At 39.3% G+C, this 12,688-nt stretch carries 10 protein-coding genes; 3 read left to right on the top strand and 7 right to left on the bottom strand.

Annotated features, from left to right (window positions below):
- The 3 genes from waaF (at nucleotide 1) to NL645_RS15200 (ending at nucleotide 3,647) form a co-directional block, all read left to right on the top strand.
- The gene (gene waaF / locus NL645_RS15210; protein WP_064377034.1) at nucleotides 1–1,056 is read left to right on the top strand and encodes a lipopolysaccharide heptosyltransferase II; all 1,056 of its coding nucleotides are present in this window, start codon (nucleotides 1–3) and stop codon (nucleotides 1,054–1,056) included.
- Nucleotides 1,050–2,327, top strand: a complete 1,278-nt coding sequence (gene waaA / locus NL645_RS15205) for a lipid IV(A) 3-deoxy-D-manno-octulosonic acid transferase (RefSeq protein WP_253651968.1) — start codon at nucleotides 1,050–1,052, stop codon at nucleotides 2,325–2,327. Before waaF ends, waaA begins: the two co-directional genes overlap by 7 nt.
- A 120-nt stretch (nucleotides 2,328–2,447) precedes the next feature.
- A complete protein-coding gene (locus NL645_RS15200) occupies nucleotides 2,448–3,647 on the top strand; it encodes an O-antigen ligase (RefSeq protein ID WP_253651967.1) in 1,200 nt (399 codons plus the stop codon).
- A 106-nt stretch (nucleotides 3,648–3,753) separates the two neighbouring features.
- On the opposite strand, the gene NL645_RS15195 is transcribed toward NL645_RS15200, so the two are convergent.
- The 7 genes from NL645_RS15195 to NL645_RS15165 all read right to left on the bottom strand — a co-directional run bounded on the left by NL645_RS15195 (nucleotide 3,754) and on the right by NL645_RS15165 (nucleotide 12,481).
- Nucleotides 3,754–5,565, bottom strand: coding sequence for a nucleoside-diphosphate sugar epimerase/dehydratase (locus NL645_RS15195; protein WP_301339031.1), 1,812 nt, complete (start codon nucleotides 5,563–5,565; stop codon nucleotides 3,754–3,756).
- Nucleotides 5,566–5,737: 172 nt separating this feature from the next.
- Nucleotides 5,738–7,507 carry an asparagine synthase (glutamine-hydrolyzing) gene (gene asnB / locus NL645_RS15190; RefSeq protein ID WP_064377030.1) on the bottom strand — a complete coding sequence of 590 codons (1,770 nt, stop codon included), beginning with the start codon at nucleotides 7,505–7,507 and terminating at the stop codon, nucleotides 5,738–5,740.
- A 1-nt stretch (nucleotide 7,508) separates the two neighbouring features.
- A complete protein-coding gene (locus tag NL645_RS15185) occupies nucleotides 7,509–8,063 on the bottom strand; it encodes a sugar transferase (protein ID WP_043035978.1) in 555 nt (184 codons plus the stop codon).
- Nucleotides 8,060–8,875 carry an aldolase/citrate lyase family protein gene (locus NL645_RS15180; protein ID WP_046874098.1) on the bottom strand — a complete coding sequence of 272 codons (816 nt, stop codon included), beginning with the start codon at nucleotides 8,873–8,875 and terminating at the stop codon, nucleotides 8,060–8,062. Before NL645_RS15180 ends, NL645_RS15185 begins: the two co-directional genes overlap by 4 nt.
- 1 nt (nucleotide 8,876) lies before the next feature.
- The gene (murJ, locus tag NL645_RS15175; RefSeq protein ID WP_046874099.1) at nucleotides 8,877–10,346 is read right to left on the bottom strand and encodes a murein biosynthesis integral membrane protein MurJ; all 1,470 of its coding nucleotides are present in this window, start codon (nucleotides 10,344–10,346) and stop codon (nucleotides 8,877–8,879) included.
- 8 nt (nucleotides 10,347–10,354) lie between these two features.
- Nucleotides 10,355–11,545: a hypothetical protein gene (locus NL645_RS15170; RefSeq protein ID WP_253651965.1), complete on the bottom strand. Its 1,191-nt coding sequence runs from the start codon at nucleotides 11,543–11,545 to the stop codon at nucleotides 10,355–10,357.
- A gap of 261 nt (nucleotides 11,546–11,806) precedes the next feature.
- Nucleotides 11,807–12,481, bottom strand: a complete 675-nt coding sequence (locus tag NL645_RS15165) for an NTP transferase domain-containing protein (protein WP_052499839.1) — start codon at nucleotides 12,479–12,481, stop codon at nucleotides 11,807–11,809.
- Nucleotides 12,482–12,688: the final 207 nt, after the last annotated feature.

Genomic DNA, 12,688 nt, shown 5'->3' with positions numbered 1-12,688 from the left:
ATGAAAATACTCATTATTGGCCCTTCATGGGTTGGCGATATGGTGATGTCACAATCACTATACAAAGTCATTAAACACCAACACCCAAACTGCACTATCGATGTCATTGCTCCTGGATGGTGTAAACCGATTCTTGAGCGTATGCCAGAAATCCACCAAGCGATTGAAATGCCTATCGGTCATGGTGAATTTAACTTATTAGGCCGCAGGGAAATTGGTAAATCATTACGTGAAAAGCAATATGACCACGCCTATATCTTGCCTAAATCAGCGAAATCAGCACTGATCCCATGGTTTGCCAACATTCCTCTTCGTACTGGCTGGAAAGGAGAAATGCGCTATGGTTTATTGAATGACTTACGCCCTAACATGAAGTCTTTTCAGTACATGGTAGAGCGCTATGTAGCGTTAGCTTATCCAAAAGCAGAAATGGTGGACTCTAATTCTCTTGGCGGGCTTGAAACCTTACCTCGCCCTCGCCTTGCAATCAACGCGGCAGAGCAACAAGCCACGCTCAAAAAGTTCAACTTAGCCCAAGACCAACCAACCATTGGACTATGCCCAGGAGCAGAGTTTGGTCCCGCCAAAAAATGGCCCGAAACACACTACGCTGAAGTTGCGACGCAAATGGCTCGATCTGGGCATCAAATCTGGTTGTTTGGTTCTCAAAAGGACTTAGAGACTTGTAACAATATTCGCGCACTTGTTCCGACGCAATTCCATGAGCACATTCATGTTCTGGCAGGCCAAACCAGCTTAATTGAAGCAGTCGATCTCCTTGCTGCATGTAAGACTGTTGTCGCGAATGACTCAGGCTTAATGCATGTGGCAGCTGCGGTTGGTTGTAATGTTGTTGCCGTGTATGGCTCAACTTCACCGAAGTACACCCCCCCACTCGCAGAAAAAGTGGAGATTGTTCATACCGATATTGATTGTCGCCCTTGTTTCCAGCGTGAATGTCAATACGAACACCTCAAGTGCTTGACAGAACTTTCGCCTAAGCAAGTGCTAGATAGTATCCAAAAACTTGACGCCATTACGATAAGCTCATGTTAGTTCGTATTGTTTATACCTTACTACTCGCTCTAGCGTCACCGCTGCTTTTATTTGGTTTGTACAAGAGCAAACCAAATAAGCCTAAGTTCGGCTCTCGCTGGAAAGAGCACTTTGGTATCACTCCCAAGCTAAAAAGCAACGACAAACCTATTTGGATACATGCCGTATCTGTTGGTGAAAGCATAGCAGCAACACCTTTAATTAAAGCCCTTAAGGAACAAAACCCCGAACAATCTATTCTAGTTACTACAACAACAAGTACCGGAGCTGAACAGATTGCTAAGTTGGGTGATTTAATTGAACACCGCTATATGCCAATTGACTTTGGGTTTGCTATCAAAGGCTTTCTTAAAGCAGTGCAACCAAAACAGATGTTGATCATTGAGACTGAGCTGTGGCCAAACACACTTCACAATGTTCACAAAGCGGGTATCCCTATAACTGTCGTGAATGCGCGCCTATCTGAAAAATCATGTCAGAACTACGCCAAAATACAGCGGCTTTTTAACCAGCTTCATCCATGCCTAACTCAAGTACTCTGCCAAACGGATTCAGATGCAGAGCACTTCGAACGCTTAGGCGTTGAGAAAAAGAAACTATCCGTTACTGGCTCGATTAAGTTCGATATTCAAATATCAGAGCAAGTGAAACAACAAGGACAACAGCTTCGAGCCCAGCTTGGAAACGATCGTCCGATTTGGATTGCAGCTAGCACCCATAAAGGCGAGGACGAACAGGTATTAGATGCACATAGACAAGTTTTAAAATCTCATCCAAATGCTTTACTCGTTTTGGTTCCTCGCCATCCAGAACGATTTGATGATGTCTTCACGCTTTGCCAACAGCAAGGCTTTAACACTGTGCGTCGTACTTCAACACATTCAGTAGAGACTAATACTCAAGTATATCTCGGCGATACTATGGGCGAGATGCTAACTTTGATGGGCGCTGCGGACATCTGCTTTATGGGTGGCAGTCTAATCGGAGATAAAGTCGGTGGACACAATGTGTTAGAGCCAGCGGTTTTGGGCGTTCCAACCATAACCGGACCTAGTTTTTTCAACTTTGAAGATATTGTCGTCACCATGAAGAAAGAAGGTGTTATAGATATTGCCCCAAATTCTCAGGAAATTGCACTTTATACAGCACTCTATATGAGTAACAAAAATCAACGGAATGAAATAAGTAGCAAGTTAAAAGCATTTACGTCTAAAAGATGTGGGGCTTTAAAATCCACAATCCAGAAGCTTAACGCTATAAATGGTCAGTAAATTTTATAATATAAAATTAACATTTAAGCCAAGCATTGAGCATACACATAAAGCTTAGTAATAAAGTGGTGCCTTGATAACAAATAAGCCATCACATTGAGTTCTCAAAGAGCTGTCAAAATGAAATTTATTGATAAAGTAAGTATAAGCAAGATATCCCTACACGAATGGCTAATATCCATGCCAATAATATGGGCTTTTTCGGGTCAACTAGTAAACTCTGATTCTTACAAAGCGATGATCGTACTGTCAGTAATTTCTCTAATTAGTTCAGTTTGGAACTATGGTTGCAAAACAATCATCCATAACATCACCAAGAATAGGTGGACTCAAGTTATTGGCATAATGTTATTATCAACTATATTTTATAAAGAATACAATAGTTCAATCTCCAACGACTCCTTGCGTGCTTATGCAATCATGTTTGTCTTCCTTGTTTCTTTTCCAGATAAACTATCGGACAAACTATTTCACAATCTTCACTGGCTTTTGCTTATTTCCAGTTTATTCATGTTAACGTACACCACTCTTAACATGTATATTTGGAACAATCCTAGAGCACTATGGGATATAAACCCTATACCATACACAACAATTTCCGCAGCTGTGGCAACTGCCTCGATATGTTACTTTTTAACTACTAAAACAAAAGAAATTCGAAATATAAGTCTAATAGCTTTTATATTTAGCTTTAATTCATTGGTAATAAGCCTTTCAAGAGGACCATTTTTAGCTTTACTCTGCTCTTTATTTATTGTTGTTATTTTCACTCAAAGACAGAAATGCCTTAAATATGGTAGGTTGCTATCTATTATTACTGTCACTATTTTATCTTTCACAATTCATTCTTCTATTGTTTCCGAGAGAGTAAAAAGCACCGAAAATGCGATTGAAACAATCAAGCAAGGTGGAACAGACACATCGATTGGAGCAAGAATAAAGTTATGGCATTCAAGTGTCTATTCGATATTTGAGAAACCGATATTCGGTTTGGGCAGTAAAGAGAAATCATTTCGAGAAACGTTAGCTAATAAAGGCATTATTGAGCAAGATACAGCTCAATGGGGGCACTACCACAATCAATACATCAATACTCTTGTAAAACAAGGCCTAGTAGGGCTGGCACTACTTATCGTATTATTTTTCTTCCCTTTATCACAGGTACGAAAATTAGACACACTGCCGGCAAGCATTGTGCTTGGTGTATTAACTGTTTTCTGGGTTTCAGCTTTTACGGACATACCTATAAATCATGCTCAGCCACTCATAATGTTCATCGCACTCATATCTTTATGTTGGATACAAAGTAAAGAAGAATAGAGTGAACACTAAGAGAAAGTTTATAAAACGCTACGTTCTAAATTTTTTACCTAAAAACGGCCCATGAGATACTCGAAGGCCGCTTTCATTTTTAACCTACGAGCCTCTACAGGTTAGCTTTCCAAACAAGATCGCATATTCCATCAGTCGGCTTAAAACCTGTTGGAGCTTCAAGCAATATGCTCCGAATTTTATCATGCTCAAAGTTATGACAAGCTTCATCTAACTTGCAGAGTATGTCTTGGTACTGATCAAGCGGTAAGTAGGTCTCATGAGCGGTCATAATACGCTCATGGCTAGTTTTCTTGACATTATCTCCAATCAATAGCTCCTCATAGAGCTTTTCACCAGGTCTTAAGCCTGTACAGCGTATTTCGATATCACCATCAGGATTCTCATCATCTCTTACCTCCAGCCCCGAAAGATTAATGAGGTTTTTAGCTAAGTCGATGATCTTCACAGACTCTCCCATATCAAGTACGAATACGTCCCCTCCTTTACCCATTGCTCCAGCTTGAATAACCAACTGTGCAGCTTCTGGAATGGTCATAAAGTATCGAGTGATCTCTGGGTGAGTCAGAGTGATCGGGCCTCCATGCTCAATTTGCTGCTTGAACAAAGGCACGACAGAGCCGGATGAACCGAGAACATTGCCGAAGCGAACCATACAGAACCTTGTACCTTTAGCGTCATGAAGTTGCTGCTCAGCGAGTGCCTGTAAGCCTAGCTCAGCTAAACGTTTCGTGGCTCCCATAACATTTGTCGGCCTCACAGCTTTATCGGTTGATATCAATACAAAAGACTCGACACCACTCTCGATTGCGGCCATGGCGGTGTAGTACGTACCAAAAACGTTGTTTCTAACGCCCTCTACAACATTGTGCTCAACTAATGGAACATGTTTGTATGCTGCAGCATGGTACACCGTGTTTACTTTAAACGCGTTCATCACAGCCGATAAACGATTTTGGCGTTGGACGGAGCCAAGCAAAGGTATCACCTCTGAATCTAAGCCTTCATTCGCAATGTAACTATTTAACTCTTTATCTATCTGATACAACGCAAACTCTGAAAGCTCATAAAGAACCAGCTTTCTTGGTTTATTCTTAATAATCTGGCGACATAACTCAGAACCAATAGAGCCTCCCGCCCCAGTCACCATTACAACTTTACCTTTAATATTCGCTTCTAACAGTTTCTGGGTTGGTGCGACTGGTATACGACCAAGCAAATCCTCTATCGCTACCTCTTTTAACTCGTCTATCTTTACAATGCCTAAGACAAGATCATCCAAGTTTGGAATTGTCAAAACATCAATCCCCATTGTAGACAGCAGAGAAGCAGCTTCCGCTTTCTGTTTTTTCGGCGCTGAAGGAATGGATAAGATCGCTTTTTGAATACCGTACTTACGCTTTAAGCCTGCAATATTCTTGGGTGAGTAAACTTTAACGCCAACAATCGTTCTTCCAACTAGAGTTGGGTTATCATCAATAAATGCTTTAGCATTGTACAACTCACCTTTTTGCAACATTACAACCAATTGCCGTCCGGCTTTTCCTGCACCATAAACAATGATGTTTTCTTTACCTTTCGATGAAGCCCCTTCAATAAGACTTACAATAACAAACCTCGAAAAGAAGGTTAAAATGAAAGAAAAACAAAAGAATAATATTGGTAATGTTCGCGGCAGCATTACCTGATTAAAATAAGAGGTAAAACCTAAAAAAAGTACGACAATACATAATGAGCTTACAATTAACTTTGCAATACTATTCATCGCATGTCTTAGCACGTGTTTGTAAACACCTCGAATCCAACAGATAAATACAAAGAGAGTAGCGGATGAAATAGATAGGTATAAGTAGCTAGAGTAATCTATCAAGTACTCTAGCTGATAAAACCTTGTGAAAACTGCCATCCAAAAGGACAGTAATATAAAGTTAAAATCGGAGAGGGCTACTAACGTATCCTTCACTCTACGTCTCAAAAAAAACTCTTTCATTACGACCAACTTGAGCTTACTCATGCATTTCGTACATGAGAATACATATTGTTAATCAGCCATGAGCATAAACCCATGACTGAATACACTAATCAATAAACTCTCTAAACCAAAGTTCAACTGCCATTAAAGCTCGAATCTCTCGAGTATTATTTGAGGTGCCTTTACAATGATTTTCATAAAGCTCTTGGACAAAATCATGGTTGAAAATTCCTCTTGATTTGGCTTTTTCGCTAAATAAGAGATCGGAAACCATGTCCTTTAAGTCCGTTTTGAGCCATTCGCCAATTGGAACTGTGAACATTTGCTTTTTACGGTAAGCTAACTCCTCGCCTATCAGGTTAGATACAGTCTTTTTGAAAATGTACTTCGTCTCACCATCGTGTAGTTTTAATTCACCTGGAATTGAAAAAGCTAGCTCAATCATTCTAAAGTCTAGAAATGGAGCACGGTTTTCAATAGAGACCGCCATTCCCATTCGGTCCGGTTTAACCAAGTTATTTCCAGGCAGTAATAGCTTGGTGTCTATATATAAGGCTTGGTTTACTCTGTCCTGATGCTTTACTTTCTTAAATGCTTGTTTCGCAAAGTAGTGACTGTCTACCCCAGCCAAAGCTTCCATCATAGAATCGCTGTATAGCTTACTCTTCGATGTTTGTTGGAATAGCGAAATACTTTCCAAAAACTTAATCTGAAACTCTTCGTCACTTAGCGAGTCAGTGTCTGAATCAAAAAAGTTTTTGTATTTATCATATCCCGCAAACAGTTCATCAGCCCCATCGCCTGTTAAAACCATTTTCACTTCTTTTGAAGCAAGTTCTGCGACTTTATACGTCGGCATAAATGAAACATCACCATGCGGTTGATCGCAATGATATGTTGATTTCCCCCACAAGTTCAGGAGGTTTGCTTCTACTTTTTCGCAAACATGCTCAGTATTGAACCTGTTGGCCGCAGCCTCTGCGTAGGGGGATTCATCGTACTTTTTATCATGAAACCCAATCGAAAATGTTTTGACTGGTTGTTCTAAATGCTTCGCCATATACCCAACAACGGAGCTTGAATCTACTCCTCCAGATAAGAACGCACCAAACGGGACATCAGCTCTTAAACGAAGTCGAACTGCATCATCTAAAGTCGTGTCCAATTGCTCAATCCAGGCCGCTTCACTTGCTTCTTCTGGATTGACATCAGCGACATCCCACCAAGAGACTTCTTCAATGCCTGAATTAGAAATAGAGAGGTAGCTTCCCGGCATGACATGCTCCACACCGGAAAACATTGTCATGGGTGGTACCACATAATTGTAAGAGATATAACTATCTAATGCTTTCTTATTTAGTTCTCTTGGAATACCTACCTTCAAGATTGATTTTATTTCCGAACCAAAGGCCAACATTCCGTTGTGATTTGCATAATATAGTGGCTTTTCTCCAACGCGATCACGAATGAGAAACATAGTGTCTATGCGCTTATCGTAAATACTGATTGCAAACATACCGTTTAGCATTGAAATGAAGTCAATACCGTACTTTTGGTAAAGTCTTAACAATACTTCTGTGTCACATGTTGTTTTACACTCGAAAGGGGTCCCAGCAAGTTTTTGAGCAAGTTCAACATGGTTAAATATTTCACCATTTTGAACTACAACAATATCGTGCTCATCAGAATAAAAAGGCTGTTGTCCGTGCTCTAAATCTAAGATTGCTAATCTCTGGTTTCCGAGTGCTCTACCTTCCCGGTGGTAATACCCCATGCCATCAGGTCCTCGATATACAATCGCCTCCCCCATGGCACGCACCGTTTCTTCGCTTAAAGAACGATTAGAAAAGTCGAAGTAACCGAAAATACCGCACATATTAATTCCCACCTTTTCTAATAACTTGCTTCACTGTCATCGCTATAATTTTAAGATCGAGATAAATGCTATGAGTCTTTACATATTCTAGATCTAATCGGGTTCTCTCTTCTGGTGTCGTATTTGAACGCACCGTAGCTTGAGCCAAACCCGTGATTCCCGGTTTGACGCTATTACGTAATTGCCACTCATCTGGCGTATAGTTTTTTTCTTGGACGGGGACGTCAGGACGAGGGCCAACGATGCTCATATCACCCAATAGCACGTTTATAAGTTGCGGTAATTCATCAATACTTGTTCTTCTGATCACTCGTCCAACTCTAGTGATTCTTGGATCATTTTGTTGAGTGAAATAAGGACCCACTTCGGATGCATTGCATTTCATACTACGAAATTTATACATCCCAAACTCTCTCCCTCCTAACCCCACTCTTTTTTGTTTAAAAAATGGTGAACCTGGATCATCGACGAAGATGATGATCGCAACAACAAACAAAAGTGGCGCGAGTAAAATCAATGCCAACGCCGAAACTAAACAATCAAAAATAGTTTTCACATCTCACCTTCTACAATGCCGTCCACAATTCTTTTTAGTTCGTTTTTATCATGTTGAATCTGCTCATAAGTCCTATTTTTCAATCTCTCTATCTCGGAATACAAGCGCGATACTTCTAGCTCTAGATCGAGTTTACTCTTTAGTTCCTCAAGGTTTTTAGAACGCTGATGAAATGCTCTGGACAATATAACCGCACTTGAACCAAGACGAGCATGTTCTCCCAAAATCAAACTAGCAGGTAATGTCCCTTCGCCGACTCTAGCCACGCCCCCAAAGCCAAATGGCTTTCCAGAAGTTTTTATTGCCGCAACTAATTGATCCAAGTATCCCGTTGAAATGATCTCGAACATAAAACGAAAGCCTAACTCTCTATGCAAGTCATTCAACCCTATATAGAACTCTGATACATACGGGCTATCAACATAAGTTTCTAGAGACTCGGCTGCAGATTTTGTCTCAATAAGAGGAATGAATTTGGCTCTGCCATTTATCATCTTACCAACACTGTTCACCTCTTCTTTTGAGTGAAACATTGGTAACATAATGATATCAGCACCCTCGGCAATAGCTCGATCGACTTCTTTGCTAATGTTTTTATTGAAAGGGTTGATGCGAACTAATACTTCAGATGAACCTGATGCCGTTTTAACCTTATTGATATCTTCTTCAGAATGATTACTTATTACAGTATCTAAATGCCCTTGACGCTCATATTTACCAAGAACTTCCAGGTCAACAAAAATACGACTAATACCACAACTGTTAGCATAAGAAGCAATCTCTGGATTATTAGTTATATACATTAAATTCATACTAACTCCTACTAGTCATAAACCTAAACATTAAAACAAACACTAATAAAACTGATGTTACGTATACTCCTATAGTAAAGGTTCCAATAATAGGTTCTAATGTAATAACAAAGTTCTTTGCAGAGTACAAAATAACAAACGTCATCAATAGCAAGGAAATACCAAGCACAAGTATTCTCATATCTACATAGAATGGAAAAATCTTATGACCGGCTCGAAGAGCAATCAAAAAACATATTGCTGTAGAGGCGTAAAAAGTTATTAGAGAATAAAGCAAATCTTCAATTGGTGGTTTTACCAATATTAAAAAAGAAAAGACGACAATACCCAATAGGGTAGTAACTATGAAAGGTCGCTTAGTATCCCTTCTTGATGAAAAAACAGCTAGAATAATGCCGTTCACGCACTGAAACGGTAAACTTATGGCATACGTTTTCAAATATTCAGAAATATTCATCAACTGATGGTGACTTAACGCCCCCCAACCATAAATAGTTTCAACTATAGTATCCGCATAAAGAACCATTGCTGTCGTCACAAGTATGGACATAAAAAGACTAAAACATAATATATTGGATGCTAGTTTTAAGAACTTACCTTCATTACCATTCGAGTATATTCCCGATAATTTAGGAAGAAATATTATACTAAATACCGTCGATAGGATAATTAAAGGCAGCTCTACCAACTTAATTGTGTAGTTCACTAAAGACAACGACCCTCCCCCATCAATGGAAGCGACGGTACGGACAATTATTGGTAAAAGGAAGATAACACCACCTGCAGCCAAAGCATAAAAATATCTAGATAATAAATCTCTGCTTATTAAATTTCTTTCATGTTTGATAAAAAATGGGGGTAACCCTATAGCAAGTACTTGTGACAGCCACCTCATTAAAGACGCTAACACCAAGCCAATCGATATTAAGATAAACCCACTATCTAAAAAGGCTGTTAAGCAAACAAATACAATAATAGTAAGATTAACTATTAACGTACTCAAAGAAGTAATTGTGAACCTTTCTTTGGAATTTAGATAAGCTAACGAAGCACCAGTTGCCAATGAAAAAGGCAATGCAATTAAGCTAAAGAAGAAGTAATCTTGATTGGTTTCTATAAATGTCTCATTCATTCCCAAAGCAAGAAATGATATTAAGTCACTCCTAAGTGGATAAGAAAGCAAGCAAACTGTTAAACCAAAAAGAAACATTACTGAAGTTACTTGTTTGTAAAGTAACTGACTATCTTCTTCATTTAATTTCTTAAACTCAGGAACTAGTGCCATACTCATGGCACCGCCCATGAGTAAGTTAACTAAAAAGTCTGGAGTTGTAAGCAATAAAACAATAAAATCACTGTTTTCTGTTGCCCCAAAATTATTTGCGATTATTATTTCACGAAGAAAGCCACTAAAACGACCGATAAACAGTCCTAGCGAAACAATTAATGCACTAAGGAAGATTTTCTTCATGGGTATAGCTAGGAACCTAGATATCTAGAAATTTCACGTGAAATATTTTCTGTAGCTAAGCCTTCATATAGACTTATGCCGTGAGTGGCTCTTTCAAGCTCTTCAATAATGGCATTGTACAGCTCACTTTCATGAAATACGGGGGTGGATAAACCAGCCTTATAGAATGAATTGTAGCGGTTGAAAACAGTTCCTTCTAATGTAACTAATCCCAACCCCATGGCTTTGCCCTCTAAGCCAACGGTACTCATATTAGTCAAAACAATATCTGACTGAGCTAACTGCTCATGAAGTGAATCATTCTTACCTGAGACATGCAAGTTACTGTAGTCTGAATAATCAATAACTTGATTTGGATGCGGCCTTACAATAACTTTCCAATCATGTTCTTGAGCAAGAACATTGAGCTTTTCTCGGACTCTAAATGCAAACTCCGGGTCACCTACAATATCAGGATATAAATGAAAATGTTTAGGCAGGTGGCAGTCAGCGAACAAAAGCGTTAACTGATTTGTTTTTTTTCTTCTTTCTGTCAATTTGATACTGTCAAAAACTGGCGTACCGGTGGCAACAATTCGAGCTGAGCGACTTTTTCTTGATGCTTCCAAGTTAGATTTAACTTCACTGGAAAGGACGCAAATAATATCAGCTAACTGGTCATTAGCGATATCTAAAACTCCTGAAAGCCCACCTTCAATCCATAACCCATCGTTGATACAAAGCGTCGGTACACCACACTTCTTCGCCGCAGACAAAGACGCTCGTTCTGCTCTGATTGCATTCGTTGTGATAAGCATATCAGGAGAAAGAGATTGAATAATTTTTATTAACGTGGGCTCTGGATAAAAAGCAGCTCTTCCTTTGCTTTCATACAATGACTTTGCCTCCTCCAGACCTACGCTCTCGACAAGATCGTAGTATGAGCAACCCATGTAATATAAGCTATCTTCATATTGTACTTCACCATTATGCTCGAGGTTCGCAAGGAGGCCTTCACCAGTAGTAACGACTTCCGGATCGAAGAGTTCTTTGAAAGATCGGAATGTCACATAAGGTACGCCCCGAGCAGCTAAGTAAGGAGCGGCCAAAGTCAAAGCTAGGACCGTTATCTCGTATTTATCTTTGAGCTGCTGGTAAAGGGGCTCAATGATCGTTACGTGCCCACCACCGTAACATACCATTAGCAGTTTTTTTTTCATTTCCTGACCTTAAAACTAAGATTTTACAGCGTTGCTTATATTCTTTAACTGCACTTTTAATCTATGTCGCAATAACTTAGTAATTATTTAATAATATATAAACTATAGGTAGCTAAAGACACTAATATGCAAACAATGTATTATTAGATAAAACGAAAGAACAAATAGCATTACTAGATAGTAATAATCGAAAGTCGTTGTGATAATAGCCTTATTGCCTACTAGCTTCATATTTTTTGTATTCAATAGCTTTGTAGTTAACTATTCATCTTCACACCGAGATAGTAATATCTCAGCGATTTTGAACTCTACAGGGAAATTGATATCAAAAACTTCTTCTACTGGCATTATAAAGTGCTTAGGCTTAGCACCGAAGAAGTAACTATTTTTCAACATATTTTTGTGCCTTTGAATAAAAATAGCACCATCTTGTGCATAAAGCGGCTCCAGCTCTGATGCTAGCGTATGCCTTTCCGCATATGGGTTATAATTTAAAACTTGAAAATTAGAGTCCCATAAGTGCTCTTTCAATTCATACACCGATAACAAAGAGTCGTACCCTTCTTGTTCAGCCTCAAAAAAAGCGTTAACAGCACTCTCATAAGTATCGACAGATACTAATGGGTTTGTACAGTGAGCCCAAACAACAACATCTGCGGAAATCAAACTACACATGTTTCCTATCATATCATTGGCACTAGCTCGTGCTTCATCACAGTAGTAGTCTGGTCTCTTTACTACTTCTGCACCTCTTGCTTTTGCTAGTTCTAAAATCGTTACGTCTTCAGAACCGACAACAACACGGCTAATAGAGGGACATTGCTTTAGAGTATCAATTTTCCGCTCTAAGAGGCTAACGCCATTGATTGGAAGAATATTTTTATTCGGAATTCTTTTGCTTCCACCGCGAGCAACTATTACTGCTACAACATCCACATTAATCACCTGTATAAATATTAGATTGGTATTAAGGATTATACCTCGTCAAGCATCGCACAATCCTAAAGTTTCTTAAACTAATCAAGCCCGAATTCAACTGCGAAGTGCGACACTCGCTAATATCAAGCAGCCAATGCCATTTCTTTAAATACAATTGCTGGCTGCTTGAAGTCTAAACATTTTCTCGGTCGATAATTTATCCGC

The organism is Vibrio sp. Y51_MX_L26 (assembly GCF_024181935.1).
Lineage (GTDB): Bacteria > Pseudomonadota > Gammaproteobacteria > Enterobacterales > Vibrionaceae > Vibrio > Vibrio diabolicus.
This window is presented reverse-complemented; position numbering and strand designations above follow the sequence as displayed.